General features: G+C 64.2%; 21 protein-coding genes and 1 tRNA gene. 15 read left to right on the top strand and 7 right to left on the bottom strand.

Going from position 1 to position 19,996, the window contains the following annotated elements; genetic code table 11:
* The first annotated feature begins 120 nt into the window (after positions 1–120).
* The 3 genes from AC13EK_RS09975 to AC13EK_RS09965 all read left to right on the top strand — a co-directional run bounded on the left by AC13EK_RS09975 (position 121) and on the right by AC13EK_RS09965 (position 2,253).
* Positions 121–1,092, top strand: a complete 972-nt coding sequence (locus AC13EK_RS09975) for an alpha/beta fold hydrolase (protein WP_170828636.1) — start codon at positions 121–123, stop codon at positions 1,090–1,092.
* Between the two features lie 61 nt (positions 1,093–1,153).
* Positions 1,154–1,783, top strand: coding sequence for a pyridoxamine 5'-phosphate oxidase family protein (locus AC13EK_RS09970; RefSeq protein WP_069335995.1), 630 nt, complete (start codon positions 1,154–1,156; stop codon positions 1,781–1,783).
* Positions 1,783–2,253: a nuclear transport factor 2 family protein gene (locus tag AC13EK_RS09965; protein WP_069336009.1), complete on the top strand. Its 471-nt coding sequence runs from the start codon at positions 1,783–1,785 to the stop codon at positions 2,251–2,253. The genes AC13EK_RS09970 and AC13EK_RS09965 overlap by 1 nt, the downstream gene beginning before the upstream one ends.
* A gap of 72 nt (positions 2,254–2,325) precedes the next feature.
* Here the strand turns inward: AC13EK_RS09965 and AC13EK_RS09960 are convergent.
* The 3 genes from AC13EK_RS09960 to AC13EK_RS09950 form a co-directional block, all read right to left on the bottom strand.
* A tRNA-Glu gene (locus tag AC13EK_RS09960) sits at positions 2,326–2,400 on the bottom strand.
* A gap of 305 nt (positions 2,401–2,705) precedes the next feature.
* Complete coding sequence (locus tag AC13EK_RS09955; protein ID WP_069335994.1) at positions 2,706–3,494, bottom strand: SapC family protein; 789 nt, start codon at positions 3,492–3,494, stop codon at positions 2,706–2,708.
* A gap of 116 nt (positions 3,495–3,610) precedes the next feature.
* On the bottom strand, positions 3,611–5,065 hold the full coding sequence (locus tag AC13EK_RS09950; protein WP_069335993.1) for an FAD-binding oxidoreductase: 1,455 nt from the start codon (positions 5,063–5,065) through the stop codon (positions 3,611–3,613).
* 77 nt (positions 5,066–5,142) lie between these two features.
* On the opposite strand from AC13EK_RS09950, the gene AC13EK_RS09945 reads away from it, so the two are divergent.
* From AC13EK_RS09945 to AC13EK_RS09935, 3 genes are all read left to right on the top strand, one after another.
* The gene (locus tag AC13EK_RS09945; protein ID WP_004207401.1) at positions 5,143–5,574 is read left to right on the top strand and encodes a hypothetical protein; all 432 of its coding nucleotides are present in this window, start codon (positions 5,143–5,145) and stop codon (positions 5,572–5,574) included.
* A 134-nt stretch (positions 5,575–5,708) separates the two neighbouring features.
* Complete coding sequence (locus AC13EK_RS09940) at positions 5,709–7,100, top strand: DEAD/DEAH box helicase (RefSeq protein WP_069335992.1); 1,392 nt, start codon at positions 5,709–5,711, stop codon at positions 7,098–7,100.
* Between the two features lie 98 nt (positions 7,101–7,198).
* On the top strand, positions 7,199–7,579 hold the full coding sequence (locus AC13EK_RS09935) for a VOC family protein (protein WP_069335991.1): 381 nt from the start codon (positions 7,199–7,201) through the stop codon (positions 7,577–7,579).
* Positions 7,580–7,581: 2 nt separating this feature from the next.
* Here the strand turns inward: AC13EK_RS09935 and radC are convergent, their stop codons facing one another.
* On the bottom strand, positions 7,582–8,274 hold the full coding sequence (gene radC / locus AC13EK_RS09930) for a RadC family protein (protein WP_277788362.1): 693 nt from the start codon (positions 8,272–8,274) through the stop codon (positions 7,582–7,584).
* Positions 8,275–8,426: 152 nt separating this feature from the next.
* On the opposite strand from radC, the gene AC13EK_RS09925 reads away from it, so the two are divergent.
* The 8 genes from AC13EK_RS09925 (at position 8,427) to AC13EK_RS09890 (ending at position 15,012) form a co-directional block, all read left to right on the top strand.
* The gene (locus AC13EK_RS09925) at positions 8,427–11,666 is read left to right on the top strand and encodes an intermembrane phospholipid transport protein YdbH family protein (RefSeq protein WP_069338464.1); all 3,240 of its coding nucleotides are present in this window, start codon (positions 8,427–8,429) and stop codon (positions 11,664–11,666) included.
* Positions 11,663–11,851 carry a YnbE family lipoprotein gene (locus AC13EK_RS09920; RefSeq protein WP_004207396.1) on the top strand — a complete coding sequence of 63 codons (189 nt, stop codon included), beginning with the start codon at positions 11,663–11,665 and terminating at the stop codon, positions 11,849–11,851. The genes AC13EK_RS09925 and AC13EK_RS09920 overlap by 4 nt, the downstream gene beginning before the upstream one ends.
* The gene (locus AC13EK_RS09915; RefSeq protein ID WP_004207395.1) at positions 11,848–12,234 is read left to right on the top strand and encodes a YdbL family probable chaperone protein; all 387 of its coding nucleotides are present in this window, start codon (positions 11,848–11,850) and stop codon (positions 12,232–12,234) included. Before AC13EK_RS09920 ends, AC13EK_RS09915 begins: the two co-directional genes overlap by 4 nt.
* A gap of 173 nt (positions 12,235–12,407) precedes the next feature.
* Positions 12,408–12,731 carry an AtpZ/AtpI family protein gene (locus AC13EK_RS09910; RefSeq protein ID WP_004207394.1) on the top strand — a complete coding sequence of 108 codons (324 nt, stop codon included), beginning with the start codon at positions 12,408–12,410 and terminating at the stop codon, positions 12,729–12,731.
* Between the two features lie 46 nt (positions 12,732–12,777).
* Positions 12,778–13,563: a F0F1 ATP synthase subunit A gene (locus tag AC13EK_RS09905; protein WP_017503282.1), complete on the top strand. Its 786-nt coding sequence runs from the start codon at positions 12,778–12,780 to the stop codon at positions 13,561–13,563.
* Between the two features lie 52 nt (positions 13,564–13,615).
* Positions 13,616–13,843: a F0F1 ATP synthase subunit C gene (locus AC13EK_RS09900; RefSeq protein WP_004207392.1), complete on the top strand. Its 228-nt coding sequence runs from the start codon at positions 13,616–13,618 to the stop codon at positions 13,841–13,843.
* 67 nt (positions 13,844–13,910) lie between these two features.
* The gene (locus AC13EK_RS09895; RefSeq protein WP_004207391.1) at positions 13,911–14,405 is read left to right on the top strand and encodes a F0F1 ATP synthase subunit B family protein; all 495 of its coding nucleotides are present in this window, start codon (positions 13,911–13,913) and stop codon (positions 14,403–14,405) included.
* Positions 14,398–15,012 carry a F0F1 ATP synthase subunit B family protein gene (locus AC13EK_RS09890; protein ID WP_069338463.1) on the top strand — a complete coding sequence of 205 codons (615 nt, stop codon included), beginning with the start codon at positions 14,398–14,400 and terminating at the stop codon, positions 15,010–15,012. The genes AC13EK_RS09895 and AC13EK_RS09890 overlap by 8 nt, the downstream gene beginning before the upstream one ends.
* 62 nt (positions 15,013–15,074) lie before the next feature.
* On the opposite strand, the gene AC13EK_RS09885 is transcribed toward AC13EK_RS09890, so the two are convergent.
* The 3 genes from AC13EK_RS09885 to AC13EK_RS09875 all read right to left on the bottom strand — a co-directional run bounded on the left by AC13EK_RS09885 (position 15,075) and on the right by AC13EK_RS09875 (position 17,779).
* A complete protein-coding gene (locus AC13EK_RS09885; protein WP_069338462.1) occupies positions 15,075–15,599 on the bottom strand; it encodes a GNAT family N-acetyltransferase in 525 nt (174 codons plus the stop codon).
* 70 nt (positions 15,600–15,669) lie between these two features.
* Positions 15,670–16,584, bottom strand: coding sequence for an HAD family hydrolase (locus AC13EK_RS09880; RefSeq protein WP_069338461.1), 915 nt, complete (start codon positions 16,582–16,584; stop codon positions 15,670–15,672).
* Positions 16,585–16,726: 142 nt separating this feature from the next.
* Complete coding sequence (locus AC13EK_RS09875) at positions 16,727–17,779, bottom strand: NAD(P)-dependent alcohol dehydrogenase (protein ID WP_069338460.1); 1,053 nt, start codon at positions 17,777–17,779, stop codon at positions 16,727–16,729.
* Positions 17,780–18,021: 242 nt separating this feature from the next.
* Between AC13EK_RS09875 and uvrC the strand changes: the two genes are divergently transcribed.
* Positions 18,022–19,935, top strand: coding sequence for an excinuclease ABC subunit UvrC (gene uvrC / locus AC13EK_RS09870; RefSeq protein WP_069338467.1), 1,914 nt, complete (start codon positions 18,022–18,024; stop codon positions 19,933–19,935).
* Positions 19,936–19,996 lie beyond the last annotated feature (61 nt).

Here is a 19,996-nt window from a genome sequence, read left to right as displayed (position 1 = left end):
TCCATCATAAGGAATAATGACTTCCAGCTTTCCCGAATTATCAGGAATGAGGACAAGGATTATCTCTGTCTCCAGAAGCTGAAGCCCTTGCTCAGCGCCCCCAACAGGGTGGAGGACATGATGAAGAAACTGGTCATTTCGATGCTGCTGGCGACCGCCGGCATCGCTGCCTCGGCCGACGCGATCGCCGCGCCCGCCAGTGTCGTCGCCACGCAGGCTGCGGCCGCCACGGTCCATTATCGCAGCGCCACGATCGATGGCGTCAAGATGTTCTATCGCGAAGCCGGCCCCGCCGACGGCCCGGTGGTGCTGCTGCTCCACGGCTTCCCGACATCGTCGCACATGTTCCGCAACCTGATCCCGCTCCTCGCCGACCGCTATCATGTGATCGCGCCGGACTATCCGGGCTTTGGCCAGAGCGACGCGCCCGACCATCGCCAGTTCACCTACAGCTTCGCCCATTATGCCGACATGGTCGACGCGCTGATGGGCAAGATCGGCGCCCGGCGCTACGCCATGTATGTCATGGATTATGGTGCCCCGGTCGGCTACCGCCTCGCCATCAAGCATCCGGAGCGGGTCAGCGGCCTCATCGTCCAGAATGGCAATGCCTATGAGGAAGGGCTGGGGGCCTTCTGGGATCCGATCAAGACCTATTGGAAGAGCGGATCGGCCAAGGATCGCGAGGCGCAGGCCTGGCTCGTCGGCCTCGACGCCACCAAATTCCAATATACCGATGGCGTGCGCGACCTGTCGCGCATCAGCCCCGACAATTGGGTGCAGGACCAGGCCTTGCTCGACCGGCCGGGCAACAAGGATATCCAGCTTGACCTGTTCTACGACTATCGCACCAATGTGCCGCTCTACCCGGCGTTTCAGGCCTTCTTCCGCGAACGCAAGCCGCCGACGCTGATCGTCTGGGGCAAGAATGACAAGATCTTCCCCGAACCCGGCGCGCATCCCTACAAGCGTGACCTGCCCGACGCGGAGATGCATATTCTCGATACCGGCCATTTCGCCCTGGAAGACAAGCTGGATGAAATGGCGCCGCTGATCCGCGACTTCCTCGATCGCAAGGTCGCGGCGCGCTGAAACCCCGGCGGGGCCATGGTCAGGCATGGCCCCGCAACGGACGGATGATGGGAGACGGACCATGTCCTACGGTTTTCTGGATATCGCCACGACGCCGAGCGTCCGCGCGGCGCAGGCGGAGATGGGCGCGGACGCCCATTGGGCGGCGTTCAGCGGCAATCGCGCCTTCGACCGCTTCACCGACAATGAAGCCCATTTCCTGGCAGCCCGCGACAGTTTCTACATGGCCACCGTCTCGGAGGATGGCTGGCCCTATGTCCAGCATCGCGGCGGCCCGCCCGGCTTCCTCAAGCTGGTCGACGACCGGACGCTGGCCTTTGCCGATTATCGCGGTAACCGCCAATATATCAGCACCGGTAACCTGGCCGTAAACGACCGGGCCTGCCTGATCCTGATGGACTATCCCCGCCGCGCCCGGCTGAAAATCTATGTCCATGTCGAGAAGCTGGCGCTCGATGCCGATCCGACGCTCACCGATCTTGTCATGGACAAGGATTACAAGGCGCGGGCGGAACGCATCTTCCGGCTGCGGCTGGAGGCGTTCGACTGGAATTGTCCGCAGCATATCACGCCGCGCTTCACCGAGCGCGAGATCGAACAGGCGGTCCGGCCGCTGCATGAACGGATGGCGCAACTGGAAGCCGAAAATAGGGCATTGCAGGATCGCCTTGCCAAGATGGGAGACGCATGATGGACAATGTGAGACCGCCGTTGCCACCCTTCACCCTGGAGAGCGCGATACAGAAGGTGCGCCTGGCCGAGGATGGCTGGAACAGCCGCGATCCCGCGAGGGTCGCCATGGCCTATACGCCGCTCAGCCAGTGGCGGAACCGGGCCGAGTTCGTCAATGGCCGCTCTGCGATCATCGCCTTCCTGACGCGCAAATGGCAGCGCGAACTGGATTATCGGCTGATCAAGGAATTATGGGCCTTTGCCGACAACCGCATCGCGGTGCGCTTCGCCTATGAATGGCATGACGACAGCGGCAACTGGTTCCGCTCCTATGGCAACGAGAATTGGGAATTTGACGAGAGCGGCCTGATGCAGCGGCGGTTCGCCTGCATCAATGATGCACCGATCAGCGCAGCCGACCGGAAATTCCACTGGACGCAGGGGCGCCGGCCCGACGATCATCCCGGATTGAGCGAGCTAGGGATGTAGGGCGGCTGCCAGCAGAGAAATGCGATCGCCAGTGCGTCGGCATATCGGTTGTTCGTCAGATGTGATCGAAGCTGGTGACCCCTACGGGAATCGAACCCGTGTTTCAGCCGTGAGAGGGCCGCGTCCTAACCGCTAGACGAAGGGGCCGTATGTCGCATGGGCGACAGGCAGGGGCGTGCCTTTAGGCAGGGCTGGTGATGGCGTCAAGCGAAAGCAGCGAAAATTTCCGGCGACCTACGCTGACTGCAGCCCATAAAAAACCACCCCATGCGATGCACGGGGTGGCCAGGTTCAGGGAGGAGACGCCTCCAAGGGGGAGGCGCCCTATACGACACACCCGAAAGGGGGGCAGGTGCATCGCATGCAACAGAAATAGGACAGGGCGCGGCTGCTTTCAAGAGCAAGCCCCGCCCTGTCCCGATATATTTGCGATTAACGGAGTTAATCGGAGTTTAGGCGTCTGCTGGCACCGGTGCGGCCGGTACAGCGATCGGGCCCTTGCCCTGGCTGACCTGGCCTTCAAAGATCTCGCGCATCAGCTGCAGCGAGAAGAGATGGGCGTGGATCAGCGGCAGCAGGCCGTTCTGGTTGATCTTGCGCAGCTGGTCGCCGCGCAGGTCGCGCAGCTTTTCCTCGTTCACCATGCGGAAGCCGCGATAGACGAAGGGCTGTTCGTTGTTCGGGGTCTGGATCGCGACTTCGCCGTCCATCAGCAGGTCCATTTCGGCCAGGTCCTTCATGAACTGGCCGGTGCGGGCGGCTGCCTGCTCGAAATCCTCGCAGAATTTCAGGATGCCCTTGGTCACGTCGGTCGGCTGGCCATTTTCGAACAGGACCGGGCCGTCGCCTTCGGTGCCGATCGCCTTGCTAGTCGGATCGAAGCAGAGCGAGAGTTCGTCGCTGTCGGGACGCAGCTTGGCCAGCATCCAGGGGTAACGGCGGACATAGGCCGGGACATAGGCCGGGCCGCGCAGCTTGCCTTCGTCATCGACGAAGATGTTCACGCCTTCATTGAGGCCCATCAGTGCGAGCGGCACCGAATCCTGGCCGGCCGAGAAGATGATCGGCACGAAGCGCTGGGCCGAGACGAATTCGTCGATGGTCAGCGGCACGGCGTGCTGGGACACCAGGAACGGGGCGGCATCGACCGGCTGGGTGCGATAATCAGCATGATCCACGGTGCTGAGCGGGATCAGGTCGTTGTAGAAGATGGGAAGGCTGTTCGCGGGCGCGCTGGCCATGATGTTGTTCCGTCCTGTTAGAAAGCGCGCAAGGCTTGCGTCGCTGATCCGAATATGGGTGTGACGGGATAATCGGAGCTATCCCGCTAGGCAATCGCTTTGTGGATATGCTGCGCTCAACCCTCGTCGGGGCGAGGGATGAGCTTGTCGGGGTTCATGATGCCGCCCGGATCGAAGGCTGTCTTTATCGCGCGCAGGGCATGGATGCGGGCCGGGCTGGCGAGGCGTCCGAGTTCGGCGCGCTTCATCTGGCCAATGCCATGCTCGGCCGAGATGGAACCGCCCGCGGCGACCACCGCGTCATGGACGAAGGCGTTGATCGCCTGGCCCTGCGCCGCGATCCAGGCCGGACCGTCGCTGGTGCCCCTGGGCGCGCGGACATGGAAATGGACATTGCCATCGCCCAGATGACCGAAGGAAGAGGCGGTCGTGCCGGGGAAGGCTGCTTCGGCGGCGGCGGCAGCCTCCAGCATGAAGGCCGGCATGCGCGGCACCGGCACGCTGATGTCATATTGCAGCGCGGGCCCCTGCGCCTTTTCGGATTCCGACAGGGATTCGCGGATGCGCCAGAAGGCCTCTGCCTGGGATTCGCTGGCGGCAATGGCGGCGTCGATCGCGATGCCGCGTTCCAGCGCCAGGCTGAGCGCACCTTCCAGCCGCTCGGTCGGGCCGGGCTCGCGCATGTCGCCATGGTCGACCTCGATCAGCACATGCCAGGGCGTTCGGGTCTCGATCGGGCAGCGTGTGCCGGGAACATGGGAGAGGACATGGCCAAGGCCATCGTCGGCAATCACCTCGAACCCTTCGACGCTGTCACCCAGTTCGCCTTCGACCAGGCGCAGCAGGGCGAGGGCGTCGGCGGGCGTCTTTACGCCGACCCAGCCGACCGCGCGGGCGGCGATGCCGGGCACCAGCCGCAGGGCGGCCGCGGTGATGACGCCCAGCGTGCCTTCCGCGCCGATCAGCAACTGCTTGATGTCATAGCCGCGATTATCCTTCTTGAGTGCGTCCAGCCCGTCGAAGATGCTGCCGTCGGGCAGCACAGCCTCGATCCCCTCGACCAGCGCGCGCATCGTGCCGTGGCGCAGCACCTGGGTGCCGCCGGCATTGGTCGAAGTGAGGCCGCCGATCGTGGCTGATCCCTTGGCACCCAGGCTGAGCGGAAAGCGACGGCCGGCCGCTTCGGCAGCGTCGTGCAGATTGGAAAGGATGACCCCGGCCTCGCACACCGCCAGATTGTCGTCGGCCGACAGGCTGCGGATCTGGTTCATGCGGCGCAGCGACAGGATCAGCGCCGATCCGTCGGCCGGCGGTGTCGCGCCGCCGACCATCGACGTGTTGCCGCCCTGGGGGACGAGGGCAATGCCCAGTTCCGCCGCCAGCGCAACGCAGTCGGCCACTTCGCGCGTCGTGGCCGGCGACAGGATCGCGCGGGCCGCACCATGATAGCGGCCGCGCCAGTCGCTGACCCAGGGGGCGATATCGTCGGCATCGGTAATGACGCCCTTGGGGCCGAGCAGGGCGACGAAGCGATCGATGGCATCCTGTGCGATTATGGCTTGTTCTGTCATGGGACATGCTATGCCCCGGAATTCATCGACGGTTCAACCGTTGGCCGATAGCTTGCCACTCCCAAAAGGGGTTCCGCTTGGTTCATACCATCCTGATGCTGCTTGCAGCGCCTGCTGCCGACCCGGTGCAATGGGCGCAACTGACGATCGAGCAGCGCGTGATCATTCGTGTTCCGATGGCCAAGGGGCGGGCGCCGACGCGAGTCGTGCCCAAGAGTGACGAGCGCTGGGAAGAGAAGAAGGGGCCGCGCTGCGTGGCGCTGCGATCGATTCGCGGGGCCAGCATCGTGGTGTCCAACGGGGTCGACCTGATCCTGGCGGACAAGCATCGCTACCGCGCGCGGCTGGAGCGGGGATGCGATTCCGCCAGCTTCTATTCAGGCTTCTATGTCGAGCCGGACGAGGATGGATCGCTCTGTTCGGGGCGGGACGAGTTGCAGGCGCGCAGCGGCGCGAGTTGCGGGATCGACAGCTTCAGGCGGCTGGTGGAAGCGGACGCCGAGGATTGATCGGCAGAAAAACGGCTGGTTTGGCCAGCATATTGCGCGATTTCCTTGACAAGATGGCGATATTTTCGCAAGTCGCGCGCGATTTCCGTCGTGCGGACGCGCAGGACGGCCAACCTCCTGTCCCGGACATTTGAATGACTTTTGCCGATCTCGGCCTCTCCGACGAATTGCTCAAGGCCGTAACCGAGGCGGGTTACGACACGCCCACGCCGATCCAGGCGCAGGCGATCCCGCCGGTGCTGATGATGAAGGACATCATCGGCATCGCGCAGACGGGCACAGGCAAGACCGCCAGCTTCGTGCTGCCGATGATCGACATCCTGGCGCATGGCCGTGCCCGTGCGCTGATGCCACGCAGTCTGATCCTGGAGCCGACCCGCGAACTCGCCGCCCAGGTGGCCGAGAATTTCGAGAAATACGGCAAATATCACAAGCTCTCCATGGCGCTGCTGATCGGCGGCGTGCAGATGGGCGACCAGATCAAGGCGCTGGAAAAGGGCGTCGACGTGCTGATCGCGACGCCGGGCCGCCTGATGGACCTGTTCCAGCGCGGCAAGATTTTGCTCAACGGCTGCAACATGCTGGTGATCGACGAAGCCGACCGCATGCTCGACATGGGCTTCATCCCGGATATCGAGGAAATCTGCACCAAGCTGCCGGCGCAGCGCCAGACACTTCTCTTCTCTGCCACCATGCCGCCGGTCATCAAGAAGTTGGCCGATCGTTTCCTGGACAATCCCAAGTCGATCGAGGTGGCGCGCCCGGCAACGGCGTCGACCAACATCACCCAGCGACTGGTGAAGGTCGATTCGCGCAAGAAGCGTGAAGCGCTGCGCGCGATGCTGGAAGCAGAAGAGGTGCAGAGCGCGGTGATCTTCTGCAACCGCAAGACCACGGTTCGCGAACTGAACAAGAGCCTGCAGCGTCACGGCTTCAAGTCGGGCGAGATCCATGGCGACATCGACCAGGCATCGCGCATCGCCGAACTGGAGCGGTTCCGCGATGGCAGCGTGAACATCCTGGTGGCGTCGGACGTCGCAGCCCGCGGCCTCGATATCAAGGGCGTCAGCCACGTCTTCAATTTCGATGCGCCCTGGCACCCCGATGACTATGTCCACCGCATCGGCCGTACCGGTCGCGCGGGGGCCAAGGGCGTTGCCTATACCTTCGTCGCGGCCGAGGATGCCGAGGCGATCGACAATATCCAGAAGCTGATCGGCACCAAGATCGACTATGTCGAAACGCCGGTCGCGGCTGCGCCTGCGCCGCGCGCGAAGGAAGAGCCGCGCAAGGCCGATCGCGAGGAGCGCGACAATGAGCGGTCCGGTGGCCGCGACGCGCGCCGCAAGCCCGAGCGCAAGGATGACCGGCGCAGCGACAAGCGGGATGATCGTCGTGACGACCGCCGCGATGCGCCGGCTGCACGCCCAGCGCCGCATGGCCGCCGTCAGGAACCCGATGATGGTCCGGACGATGGCTGGAACGGTCCGGTGCCCGAATTCCTGAATTTCGGTTTTGGCGGCTGAACGGCCCCACGCTGATTGAGAAAGGCCCCCGTCACGCGCAGGCATGGCGGGGGCTTTTTTGTTATGTGGCCATGACGGCGCAACGGGAGGGTAAGGCCATGTCCGCAATTCCAGGCGTTGGCGCTTTTGCGATCGTGCCCAGCAATGACGTCGCCCTTGCCCTGGCCTTCTGGGAAAGGCTGGGCTTCGTGCGGATCGGCGGCGATCACCATTATCATATCATGGAGGGATGGGGGTGCGAGGTGCATCTGACCCAGGGCGGCGCGCCGCCCTGGGACGTGCCAGCGCATAATCCCTTTGGCGTCTATCTGCGCACGCCCGATGTGGCGGCGATCGCGGCGCTGGTCGATGATCTGGTCATCCGGCCAGGCGGCATTTTGCGCCATCGCGAATGGGGACTGTATGAGGTCGGGATCAACGGTCCGGATGGACTGCTGGTGCGCATCGGCTGGCCGTCCGAACTGATCGAGAAGAGTTGACGCTATAATAGTCCCTGCGCGCGCAGGCTGCTATGCCCCTGCGTGCCAATGATGATATGGTCGTGGACGCCGATGCCCAGCCGCTTGCCGGCCTCGACGATCTGGCGGGTGATCTCTATATCCTGCTTGCTGGGCGACGGATCGCCCGACGGGTGGTTGTGGACCAGGATCAGGGCTGCCGATCCCAATTCCATCGCTCGCTTGATCACCTCACGCGTATATATGGCTGCCTGGTCGATCGATCCGTCACCCATATTCTCGTCGCGGATCAGCATGTTGCGGCTGTTGAGATGCAGCACCCGCACGCGTTCGACATGGAGATAGGCCATGTCCGCGCGCAGATAGTCGAGCAGTGCCTGCCAACTGCCCAGCACCGGTCGTTCCGCCACATCGTTGCGCAGCATCCGCAGCGCGGTGGCCTGAACGATCTTGATCGCGGCGACGCTGGTATCGCCCATGCCGGGCACCCGTATGATCGCCTGCCAGTCGGCCGCCATCAATCCGCCGATCCCGCCGAATTCGCGCAACAGCAGCCGGGCCAGCGGCTTGGTGTCGCGGCGGGGGATGGCGAGGGCGAGCAGATATTCGATCAGTTCATGGTCGAGCAGCCCGTCGCCGCCTTCGGCCAGTCGCTGGCGCAGGCGGGCGCGATGACCAGCGCCATCCTGGCTCGCGCGTTCGTCCTTTTCGGTCATGCTGGCGATCCCCCATTCCCCGGCAAATGAAGCCTAGGCTTTGCGGATTTCGTGGGCAAGGCTATTTCAGGGGTGGATATTTCCAATGGGTCGGACGTTATGGATGCGTTACGGACCTGAAGTGCGAGCGAAAGTCGGGGTTGGCCAGGCAGATGGAAGACGAGAACGGCGAAGCCGAAATTCGCCGGGGCTGGCTGCGCTGGCTGGGTGTCGGGACGGGTTCGCTCGGCCTGGTGCTGGTCGCGCTGTGGACGCAGCGCGCGCCGATCGCCGAGAATTTCGTCAACCGCGAACTGAACCGGCGCGGGGTCCAGGCCAATTATGACCTGACGCAGGTGGGCCTGCGCACCCAGCGGATCGAGAATGTCGTGCTGGGCGATCCGGCACGGCCGGACCTGACCGCCCGCTGGGTGGAGGTCGACATCGCCTTTTCCGGCGTGACGCCGCAGGTGGCGGCGGTTCGCGCTGGTGGTGTGCGGATGCGCGGCGCCTATCGCGACGGCGTGCTGACGCTGGGCGAACTGGACAAGTTTCGCGATCCTGATTCGACCGCCCCCTTCGCCATGCCCGACCTGCTGCTTCATTTGCGCGACGCGCAGTTGCGGCTGGATACCGATGCGGGTGCGGTCGGCATGCAGATCGATGGCAATGGCAATCTGAAATCGGGTTTCCGCGGCAAGCTGGCCGCTGCCATGCCCAGGGCACGGATGGCCGGCTGTGGCGTGGCCAGGGCCAGCGCCTGGCTGGATGTGGCGATGGTGGACGGCCGGCCGCACCTGCGCGGGCCGATCAAGGGCGATGCGCTCGCCTGCGCGGACATGGCGATGGCTGCGCCGACGGCCGAGATCGATCTGTGGCTGGGCCAGGGGCTGGACCGCTGGAACGGATCGGCCAAGCTGGCGGGCGAGGCGCTCAAGGCGCAGGGCATGTTGCTGGCGGCCCCTGTCGGTCGGATTGAGTTCGACGGTTCGGCCCAGGCCATGGCCGGACGGGCGCGGATCGGCGCGCGCGCCTTTTCCGGTGCCGGCGTGCTGGCGGGGCCAACCGAACTGGCCGGTGACTGGACGCTGCGCGGCGGTGATGCGACCTTTAGCGGTGATCTGACCGCGCGGAACGGGCGGATGGCCGGGCGTGATCCGCTGGCGGCTTTGCGCACGTCGACGGCTGGCACGCCGGTGGCGCCGCTGGCCCTGCGGTTGGCGGATGCAGCCCGGCGGGCCGGGGCGGATAATCTGCTGCGGGCGCGGGTGGCGCTGGCGCAGAAGGGCGATGCCGGCAGTCTGGTCCTGACCGATACCGAATTTGCAGCGCGCAGCGGCGCGCAGGTGGCCGTGGCGCGCGATGGTCGGGTGACGCTGGCCTGGCCGGGCAAGGGCGGCGCAGCGATCGACTGGGCGCTGGACGGCGCGATCACGTCGCAGGGCGGCGGCTTGCCCAAGGCGGCGCTCCGACTGGCCCGCCGCGCCGGCGGCGGTTTTGGCGGGCAGCTGTTCATCGATCCCTATACGGCCGACGGCGCCCGGCTGGCGTTCGAGCCTGTCCGATTCGTTGCCGGGCCGAAGGGCGACACGCGCTTCACGACCGCGTTGCGGCTGGATGGGCCGCTGCCCGATGGGGCTGTTCGCGGTCTTGGCCTGCCGATCGATGGCCGGCTGGCGTCTAATGGCGCGATCGCGATCAACGAACATTGCGCGCCACTGACCTTGCTGGAAGCACGCTATGGCAGCTTCGCGCTGGGGCAGACCCGGCAGGCACTCTGCCCGCTGCCCAATTCGGCGCTCTTCGCCATGGGGCCGGGCGGTATGAAGGGCGGTGCGGAGCTTCGCAATGTCGCGCTGAACGGGCGAAGCGGTGACAGCCCGATGCGGCTCAAGGCGGACAATGCCCGTCTGATATTGGGCCAGACCGGCTTCACCCTGGGCAACGCCGATTTCGCCATCGGCCCGGAGGATGCGCCGGTGCGCCTGTCTGCGACGAGCGTGACCGGTGCGGCGACGAAGGATGGCTTTGCCGGCGACATCAAGGGCGCGGGCGGACGGATCGGCACCGTGCCGCTGATCGTCGAGCAGGGTGCGGGCGGCTGGGCCTTTGCCAAGGGTGCGCTGTCGCTCAAGGCGGCGATGCAGGTGCGCGATGCGCAGCCTTCGGTCCGCTTCAACCCGCTGTCCGTGCCTGACTTTGCCCTGGCGATGAAGGATGGCCGAATCACCGCGACCGGCACGCTGCAGGTGCCGGGCAAGGGTGCCACGGTGGCGCGCGCCGATATTGCGCACGACCTGGGCAGCGGGAAGGGGCATGCCGACCTGACCGTGCCGGACCTGGTCTTCGGGCCGGGATTGCAGCCGGAGGAACTGACGCCGTTGACGCTCGGCGTGATCGCCAATGTCGCTGGCCGCGTGACCGGCGAGGGGCATATCCGCTGGGCCGGTTCCGATGTCAGCAGCGATGGCGTCTTCCGGACCGATCGGCTGGATCTGGCGGCGGCATTCGGCCCGGTCGAGGGACTGTCTGGCGAGATCCGCTTCTCCGACCTGCTCAACATGGTGACGCCGACCGGACAGGAGGCGCGAATCGCGCTGGTCAATCCGGGTGTCGAGGCACGCGACGGCACGATCCGCTATCGCCTGGGTGCCGGGCAGAAGGTGCATATCGAGGGCGGCGGCTTTCCTTTCTCGGGTGGCGAACTGGTGCTTCTGCCGACGACCATGGACTTTGGTGCCGATGTCGACCGATATCTGACCTTCCGGGTCATCGGCCTCGACGCTGGTGCCTTCATCCAGGCGATGGACCTCAAGAACGTGTCGGCCACCGGCACGTTCGACGGCATCATGCCGCTGATCTTCAATGCGCAGGGCGGGCGGGTCGCCGGCGGCGTGCTGGTCGCGCGGCAGCAGGGCATGGCGCCGCTGATCATGCCCGAGGGCGTGCTGCCTAGCATCCCCTGCGACCCAACGCGCCAGTCCGGCGTGCTGTCCTATGTGGGCTCGGTGTCGAACGAACAAGTCGGAGTTATGGGCAAGGTCGCCTTCGACGCGCTGAAGGATCTGCAATATAAATGCCTCACCATCCTGATGGATGGCGCGCTGGATGGCGAGATGGTGACCAATGTGGTGTTCAACGGCGTCAACCGGGGCCAATTGGGCGGCGTGCCGCGAGGGCTGGCCGGCAATTTCGTGGGCTTGCCCTTCATCTTCAACGTGCGGATTTCCGCGCCTTTCCGCGGCCTGATGAAATCCGCCCAATCCTATGTCGACCCGTCGCAGGTGATCCGCGACCAGATTGGCGAGGATGCCCAGCAGAAGATGCGCGCACAAAGCGCGGCCGATCTGCAATCTGGTCTTGCGGTTCAGCCTGCGGCAAGCGAGACTGTGTCAAATACGGAGCCGAAATGAAGATAGCAGCAATCATGATGGCCGGTCTGGCCGCTTCGGCCTTGGGGGGCTGCATCCAGGTCAAGGCCCCGGACAAGCCGATCGAGATCAATCTGAACGTGAAGGTCCAGCAGGAGGTCGTCGTCCGTCTGGAGAAGGACGCCAAGGATTTGATCAACAATAACCCGGAGTTGTTCCCGCAATGACACGCAAGTTCATGCTGGCCGCCGCTGTGCTGGGCGGCCTGGTCCTGGCCGGTGCCGCGCAGGCCCAGGGTGGTGCGGCCGCCGCGATCGCCGCCGGTACGGTGGGCGAGCAGGCCGATGGCTATCTGGGCATCGCCGGCACGGTGGGCGCGGATGTGCGGGCCGAGGTCGAATCGATCAACATCAAGCGTCGTGCCGTCTATACCGATCTGGCCGGCAAGCGCGGCGTGACGGTGCAGGATGTGGCGGCCGCAACCGGTTGCCAGACGCTCAGCAGTCGGGTGAAGCCGGGGCAGGTCTATCGCGTCGGCGGTGGTGCCTGGCAGACCAAGGGCGCCGGGGCGATCTCTTTGCCGGCCTATTGCGCCACCGCAGGCCAGTAAAACGCGCGTGGCTGGCGGACTTTGACCGCCAGTTCGTCTGGGCAGGATAATCTCCTGCCCAAGTATAGTTGACTATCCGTCATCCCCTTTCTAAACGGGCCGCGCCTTGACGGGTGCAGCCGCAAGCGCCATGCCGCCTGCCATTGGGTTTCAGCCTGATGGAAGGATTGGCAATGGTTGCGGGTGAATCCGGGCAGGACCCGGCGGGGGAAGATGCGCGGATCGCTTCACTGGAAGCGAGAATTGCGCAGGCGGAACATGCCGAGCAGGTCAGACAGGGGACGAAGGTGCAGCAGGCGGACGATGGTTCGCGTCTGGGCAACAGGGTTCTCGCAGAGCTGATCGGTGGTCTTGTCGGTGGTGCGTTGATCGGCTGGGTTCTCGACCGGCTGCTCGGCACATCCCCATGGCTCCTGCTTGTCTTCCTCGGTCTCGGGATCGTGGCGGCGTTCAGGAACATCATCAGATTGACGACGACGAAGCGTTCCGATCAATAGGGGCGCTTTTGTCTTAGTCCGAATATTAGACGGTACAGGGGTCCAAGTGGCAGAATCCGGCAAAATCGATCCGATGCATCAGTTTGCGATCGAACCGCTGTTCGGTACCGATCACCTGTCCATCGGCGGCTTCAACATCGCCTTCACCAACAGCGCGCTCTATATGGTCGCCGCTGCGGTGGTGCTGTGGATCTTCGTGATCGGCGGCATGAAGCGCGAACTGGTGCCCGGTCGTTGGCAGATGGCGGTCGAATATTTCACCGGCTTCATCAAGAACCTGCTGATCTCGAACGTGGGTGAAGGCGGCAAGAAGTACATTCCTTATGTCTTCTCGCTCTTCATGTTCATCCTGATGGCCAACCTTCTGGGTCTGCTGCCGCTGGGTCTGGTCGGGGTCCACCCCTTCACCTTCACCAGCCACTTCACCGCCACCGGCGTGCTGGCGATCATGAGCTTCTCGATCGTGCTGATCGTTGGCTTCTGGAAGCATGGGCTGCACTTCTTCTCCCTGTTCGTGCCGCACGGCACGCCCCTGCCGATGATCCCGGTCATTTTCCCGATCGAGCTGATCTCGTTCATGGTGCGTCCGTTCAGCCTGGGCCTGCGACTGTTCGTGGCGATGACCGCCGGACACGTGCTGCTCAAGGTGCTGGCCGGCTTCGTCATCAACAGCTCGAATGCTGGCCCCGGTTTCGGTCTGACCGTCGGTGCCGCCAGCTTCGTGCTGATGGTCGGTATCAGCGCACTCGAAGTGCTGGTCGCCGTGATCCAGGCCTATGTGTTTGCGCTGCTGACCTCGGTCTACATCAACGACGCCGAAAACCTGCACTGAGTTTTCGTACATTCTTCAACGCTTAATTGGTTTAGAAAAAGGAGTTTAGAACATGGACGCAGAAGCCGCAAAGCTGCTCGGTGCTGGCCTGGCCGCGATCGGTGCGGGCATTGCCGCCCTCGGTGTGGGCAACGTCTTCAGCTCGTTCCTCGAAGGCGCGCTGCGCAATCCGGGTGCCGCTGACGGCCAGCAGGGTCGCCTGTTCATCGGCTTCGCCGCCGCCGAACTTCTGGGTCTGCTGGCGTTCGTTATCGCCATGATCCTGGTCTTCGTGGCCTAAAGATCGACGGGGCGGGCAGCCTGGCTGCCTGCCCCTTGACGACCGCCCCCTTTTCGGACGGATGAAAATGCCTCAAATCGCGCAAATCGCCGATACTTATGCTTCCCAGATCTTCTGGCTGCTGCTGACGTTCGGCTTCGTCTTCTTCGTCATCGGCCGCGGCATGGTGCCCAAGGTGCAGGCGACGGCCGACGCGCGCGACGCGAAGATTTCGGGTGATCTCGATGCTGCCAAGGCAGCCTTCGCCCGCGCCGACGAAGCGGAAGCGGACTATCGCGTCCGTGATGCCGAAAGCCGCACCGCCGCCCAGGCGACGCTGGCCAAGGCGAAGGCGGATGCCGCCAAGGCTTCGGAAGCGAAGCTGGCCGCCGCCGATGCGGAGATCCAGGACAAGATCGGCGCTGCCGAAGCCCGGATCAAGACCGCCACGGATGCCGCCATGGCACAGATTGAAACCGTCGCCGCCGATGCGGCGCGCGACATGGTCGTCCGGATTTCCGGCGTGGAAGCGTCGGACGAAGCGGCCCGCAACGCAGTAAAGGCGGCACTGGCTCATGGCTGAGGCAGCAGTAGAGCATAGCGAGGCGCAGGCCCCGCACCTCAATCAGGCAATCCACGCCGAAGGCATGGAGCCGGTTGGCACCGTGGCGCATGAAGGCGTCGCGCCGCATACCGATCCCAAGGCGGTCGGCATGGACGCGACGGCCTGGGTCAGCCTGGCGATGGCGGTGTTCATCGTCATCCTGCTGATCAAGAAGGTGCCCAGCCTGATCGGTGGCGTTCTGGATGGCCGGATCACCCAGATCAAGGAACAGCTGGCCGAAGCATCGAAGCTTCGAGCCGAAGCCGAAGCGCTCAAGGGCGAATATGAAGCCAAGCTGGCCGCTGCGGCCGGCGAAGCCGACGCCATGCGCAAGTCGGCCGAGCATGAAGCCGAAACGCTTCTGTCCGATGCCAAGGTGCAGGCTGCCGATCTGGTCGCCCGTCGCCAGAAGATGGCGGAAGACAAGATCGGTGCAGCTGAGCGCAGCGCACTCGCCGACATTCGTGCCAAGGCGGTGAAGGCCGCTACCGGCGCTGCCGCTGCCCTGATTGCCGAAGGCCATGATGCCAAGGCGGACAAGGCGCTGGTCGATGATGCGATCAAGGGTCTTGGCCCGGTCGCCTGATCGAAACAGGCAGAATTAGCAAAAGGGTCGGCACCGAAAGGCGCCGGCCCTTTTGTTTGGGTTCAGGCTGGCGTGCTGTCGGTCCATTCGGATCGCAGCATCCGCATGATCGCGGTATCCCACCGCGCATCGCCGACCCGAACGGAGGACAGGCGGACGCCTTCGGTCACGAAGCCCAGCCGTTCATAGCTGCGAATGGCGGGCCGGTTCCAAGCATAGACATTGAGTTCCAGCCGCTCGACGGCGTCGAAGGCAAAGGCGCTGGCGAGCGCAAGGCGCAGCATCGGCACCGCCAGACCCCGGCCGCGCGCATCGGGCGCGATCGCGACACGGCCCAGCGTGGCATTGCCGTTGCGCCAGTCGAAGGCGATCTGGACATGGCCGACCAGTCGATCACCGTCCTGCGCAATCCAGCACAGGCGTGCGGGCGGATCACTGCGTCCTTCGTCCAGCATCGCCATCATCTGGTCGTCGGACAGCGGGAAATGGACAAAAGGTCCGCCCCACTGAACGACATCTGCGTCGCTGCCGAACCAGCCCGACAGGGTGGAGAAATGATCAGGGGTGAAGGGAAGGAGATGGACCATAAGGCGGTCATAGGCGCGCCAGCGTGCGGAGTGCCACGGCCGGTTGTCTGAAGGTGGCGCGGTCCGCGGATCAGACGAAGATGCTGTTCCAGTCATGCTTCATGCTGACCAGGGTCAGGCCATAATCCGCGGCCTTGTTCAGGGCCTCGGCCAAGGGACTCAGGAAGAAATCCCGATCATAGGCAAATTCCCGAGCGGCATCGTCATGATGCAGCAGCAGCGCCAGCCGTGGCCCTGATCCGGTCTTCACATAGCGGAGCATGGCGAGGTCGCCGTCCGAATTGCCGAAGGCCAGGATCGGGCGACGGCCGATATGAAGGGCGATATTCTGCGCCTTCGCCTCGCGGTCGTCGAAACAGTGGAGTTCGGGCAGCTTGACAAGTTGCGCGACGCCATCACCGTCGATTTCGAACCGGGTGCGAAGGCTGGAGCCGATCACCTGTTCGGGCGGAATGCCATAGACGTCTTCGGCGAAGGCGCGCATCAGGTCGAGCCCGCCACCCGAGACGATGTAGGTCTTGAAATCATGGGCGCGCAGGAAATCGAGCAATTCGATCTGCGGGCGATAGACGCATCGGGTGAAGGGTCGGTCGAGCAGGGGATGATGTGCGGTGGCGAGCCAGTCGCGTGCGATTCTGTCAAATTCCTCTTCGGTCGCACCAGCGTGCTCACGGGCGGCAACCTCCAGCAGTCCTAGCTTCCCCAGCGCTTTCATGGCCGGCATGTCCTGCTCGACATAGGCCTTGAAAGGCTGTTGCTGCGCGAGTTCCGGTTCCTGTTCGATCAGCTTTGCGCGCAGCATGCGGCCGAACAGGAACTGGGTCTGAAGTGGCTGTTCCGCCCAGAGCGTGCCGTCATTGTCGAAGGTGGCGATGCGCTGCGGGGCGGGGATATGCTCCGGTCCCGAGCCTGTCACGCGGGCGACGAAATCCAGGATTGCGGCCTTGGCAGGTCCGTCATTCCAGGACGATAGGGGATCGGACATGGCTGGCTCCTCGGCGCTTGAACGTCCGGTGATTGGACCGCGACGGCAAAGCGGGAGCAATCGGGGTTTCCCCCGGAAAGGGGCGGGCATGGCCCGCAGTCGGGGCGAATGGCGCCTGGCCATTCGCCCCTTTGCCTGGCGATCAGGCGGCCAGCGTGGCGTTGTCGATCACGAAACGATATTTGACGTCGCTCTTCTGCATGCGGGCATAGGCGTCTTCGATATCCTGGATGCGGATCATCTCGATATCGGCAGTGATGCCCTTTTCGGCGCAGAAATCGAGCATTTCCTGGGTCTCGGCGATACCGCCGATCAGCGAGCCGGCGATCGAACGCCGCTTGAAGATCAGCGCGCCGACATTGGGCGAGGGGTGAGCATGCTCGGGCACCCCGACCAGCGTCATCGTCCCGTCGCGCTTCAGCAGGGTGGTGAAGGCGTCGAGGCTATGGCTGGCCGCGACCGTGTTCAGGATGAAGTCGAAGCTGTTGGCATGGGCCTGCATTTCCTCGGCATTGCGCGAGACGACGACTTCGTCCGCGCCCAGGTCCAGCGCGTCCTGCCGCTTGGATTCCGAGGTGGTGAAGGCGACGACCTTGGCGCCCATGGCATGGGCCAGCTTGATGCCCATATGGCCCAGGCCGCCAATGCCGACGATGCCGACCTTCTGGCCGGGGCCGACCTTCCAGTGGCGCAGCGGCGACCAGGTGGTGATGCCGGCGCACAGCAGCGGCGCCACCGCGGCGAGCTGATCGGCGGGGTGGCTGATCTTCAGGACGAACTTGTCCTTCACCACGATATTCTGCGAATAGCCGCCCAGCGTGTGGCCCGGCGCGTCGTTGGTCTTGCCATTATAGGTTCCGACGAAGCCGCTCTCGCAATATTGCTCCAGCCCTTCGTCGCAGGAGGCGCAGCCCTGACAGCTGTCGACCATGCAACCGACGCCAACCGTGTCGCCGACCTTGAAGGCGCTGACATGATCGCCAACGGCGGTCACATGACCGACGATCTCATGGCCGGGAACGCAGGGATAGAGGGTGCCGTCCCATTCGGAACGGACCTGGTGCAGGTCCGAATGGCAGACGCCGCAATAGGCGATATCGATCGCGACATCATGCGGACCGACGGCGCGGCGTTCGATGTCGAGGGCTTCGAGCGGCTTGTCGGCGGCGTTGGCGCCATAGGCTTTGGTGGCCATGGGGATGTCCCTTTGCTTGAGGTTCGCGGTGTGCAGGGCGGATATGCCCCTCCGCTGCTATTCTTGGATGGGCGCGGGCCGTGGGACGGCCTGTGCCTGTCCAACATAGGAAGTCGACAGGCTGTTGATTAGGCCGGCTTTCGGCAACACAGCCATGAATGGCAATCATGAATGCCGGTGTTGGCCGCCCTTTGTTCCACACCGCCATTGCGATCCGCGCCGGTGCCGCTATCTCTGCGGCCATGTCGCAGCCGCAATCCCCCGACCGTTTCAACGAAGACAAGGCGACCTATACCGTCACCGGCAGCCAGCCCGATATCGATGCGGGCGTGGAGGCGATCCGCACGACGCTGAAGACCTTGCCGACCCGGCCCGGCGTCTATCGGATGCAGGATGCCCGCGGCGATGTCCTCTATGTCGGCAAGGCGCGGGCGCTGAAGAACCGGGTCGCCAATTATACCCAGGTCGACCGGCTGCCCAACCGGCTGCGGCGCATGGTGGCGCAGACGCGCAGCATGACGATCGTCACCACCAACAGCGAGGCGGAAGCGCTGCTGCTGGAGGCGCAACTCATCAAGCGCTATCGCCCGCCCTATAATGTCCTGCTGCGCGACGACAAAAGCTTCCCCTTCATCCTGTTGCGCGAGGATCACGCCTTTCCCCGCGTGCAGAAGCATCGCGGCGCCCGCAAATATAAGGGGCGCTATTATGGCCCCTTCGCCAGCGCCGGATCGGTGACGCGGACGATCAACGCACTGCAAAAGCTGTTCCTGCTGCGGTCCTGCACCGACAGCTTCTTCGCCAATCGTTCGCGGCCCTGCCTGTTGTATCAGATCAAGCGCTGCTCGGCCCCCTGCGTCGATCGCATCGACACGGCCGGCTATGCCGAACTGGTGCAGGACGCGCAGGATTTCCTGGGCGGCAAGTCGACCGCCGTGCAGCAGAAGCTGGGTGCGGCGATGGAGGCAGCGGCCGAGGCGCTGGATTTCGAACAGGCGGCGATGATCCGCGACCGGCTGAAGGCGCTGACCTTCATCCAGGGATCCCAAGCGATCAACGCCGAGGGGCTGGGCGACGCCGATATCTTTGCGCTGGCGGAGAAGGGTGGATCGATGTGCATCCAGGCCTTCTTCATTCGCGGCGGCCAGAATTGGGGGCATCGCAGCTTCTTCCCGGTCCACACCAATGATGTGGCGACCGAAGAGGTGCTGGAAAGCTTCATGGCGCAATTTTACGAGGAAGTGCCGCCGCCCAAGCTGATCCTGACCGACCGTGAGCCGGCCGAGTGCGAACTGATGGCGCTCGCGCTGAGCGAAAGGCTGGGCAGCAAGGTAAGGATCGAGGTGCCCCAGCGCGGCGAGCGCACGCGGCTTATCAAGCAGGCGCAGCGCAACGCGGTGGAGGCGCTCGACCGGCGTCTGGCCGAGACGACCACGCAGGCCAAGATATTGGACGAGATGGTCGAGGCTTTCGGGCTGGACGGCGTACCCGACCGGATCGAAATTTACGACAACAGCCACATCCAGGGCGCCCATGCGCTGGGGGCAATGGTGGTTGCCGGGCCGGAGGGCTTCCGCAAGAACGCCTATCGCAAGTTCAACATGAAGAACCCGGACATCTCGAACGATGATTTCGCGATGATGCGTGAGATGTTCGAGCGGCGCTTTGGCCGGGCCGCGCGCGAAGACCCCGATCGCGACGGCGGCGAATGGCCGGACCTTGTGCTGATCGACGGCGGCAAGGGGCAATTGTCGGCGGCGCGGGCGATGCTGGAGGATATGGGCATCGAGGATGTCTGCATGATCGGCATCGCCAAGGGGCCGCATCATGGCCGCGACGGGCGCGAGGTTTTCCACCTGATGGATGGCCGGGAGGTGAGTTTCCCGATCAATCATCCGCTGCTCTTCTACATGCAGCGCCTGCGCGATGAAGCGCATCGCTTTGCCATCGGCGCGCATCGGGCGAAGCGCAGCAAGGCGATCACCGTGTCGTCGCTCGACGAGGTGCCCGGCATCGGCCCGGCCCGGAAAAAGGCGCTTTTGATGCATTTCGGGACGGCGCGGGCGGTGCGCGATGCGGCGCTGGAGGATCTGCAGCGCGCACCCGGCGTGTCGAAGGCGGTGGCCCAGCAGGTCTATGATTATTTCCACGGCTGAAAAATGTAACGATAACGCAATGATTTTTGCTGGCTCATAAGTAACGCGTTAACAATTGCTG

Source organism: Sphingobium sp. L-44, assembly GCF_056859495.1.
Note: the sequence above shows the minus strand (reverse complement) of the source record. Positions and strands in the feature narration are given on the sequence as shown.

Coding starts and splice junctions, on each gene's coding strand:
- AC13EK_RS09975 (WP_170828636.1), top strand. CDS start 121: ATGAAGAAACTGGTCATTTCGATGCTGCTGGCGACCGCCGGCATCGCT.
- AC13EK_RS09970 (WP_069335995.1), top strand. CDS start 1,154: ATGTCCTACGGTTTTCTGGATATCGCCACGACGCCGAGCGTCCGCGCG.
- AC13EK_RS09965 (WP_069336009.1), top strand. CDS start 1,783: ATGGACAATGTGAGACCGCCGTTGCCACCCTTCACCCTGGAGAGCGCG.
- AC13EK_RS09955 (WP_069335994.1), bottom strand. CDS start 3,494: ATGGCCAGCGCGCCCGCGAACAGCCTTCCCATCTTCTACAACGACCTG.
- AC13EK_RS09950 (WP_069335993.1), bottom strand. CDS start 5,065: ATGACAGAACAAGCCATAATCGCACAGGATGCCATCGATCGCTTCGTC.
- AC13EK_RS09940 (WP_069335992.1), top strand. CDS start 5,709: ATGACTTTTGCCGATCTCGGCCTCTCCGACGAATTGCTCAAGGCCGTA.
- AC13EK_RS09935 (WP_069335991.1), top strand. CDS start 7,199: ATGTCCGCAATTCCAGGCGTTGGCGCTTTTGCGATCGTGCCCAGCAAT.
- radC (WP_277788362.1), bottom strand. CDS start 8,274: ATGACCGAAAAGGACGAACGCGCGAGCCAGGATGGCGCTGGTCATCGC.
- AC13EK_RS09925 (WP_069338464.1), top strand. CDS start 8,427: ATGGAAGACGAGAACGGCGAAGCCGAAATTCGCCGGGGCTGGCTGCGC.
- AC13EK_RS09920 (WP_004207396.1), top strand. CDS start 11,663: ATGAAGATAGCAGCAATCATGATGGCCGGTCTGGCCGCTTCGGCCTTG.
- AC13EK_RS09915 (WP_004207395.1), top strand. CDS start 11,848: ATGACACGCAAGTTCATGCTGGCCGCCGCTGTGCTGGGCGGCCTGGTC.
- AC13EK_RS09910 (WP_004207394.1), top strand. CDS start 12,408: ATGGTTGCGGGTGAATCCGGGCAGGACCCGGCGGGGGAAGATGCGCGG.
- AC13EK_RS09900 (WP_004207392.1), top strand. CDS start 13,616: ATGGACGCAGAAGCCGCAAAGCTGCTCGGTGCTGGCCTGGCCGCGATC.
- AC13EK_RS09895 (WP_004207391.1), top strand. CDS start 13,911: ATGCCTCAAATCGCGCAAATCGCCGATACTTATGCTTCCCAGATCTTC.
- AC13EK_RS09890 (WP_069338463.1), top strand. CDS start 14,398: ATGGCTGAGGCAGCAGTAGAGCATAGCGAGGCGCAGGCCCCGCACCTC.
- AC13EK_RS09885 (WP_069338462.1), bottom strand. CDS start 15,599: ATGGTCCATCTCCTTCCCTTCACCCCTGATCATTTCTCCACCCTGTCG.
- AC13EK_RS09880 (WP_069338461.1), bottom strand. CDS start 16,584: ATGTCCGATCCCCTATCGTCCTGGAATGACGGACCTGCCAAGGCCGCA.
- AC13EK_RS09875 (WP_069338460.1), bottom strand. CDS start 17,779: ATGGCCACCAAAGCCTATGGCGCCAACGCCGCCGACAAGCCGCTCGAA.
- uvrC (WP_069338467.1), top strand. CDS start 18,022: ATGTCGCAGCCGCAATCCCCCGACCGTTTCAACGAAGACAAGGCGACC.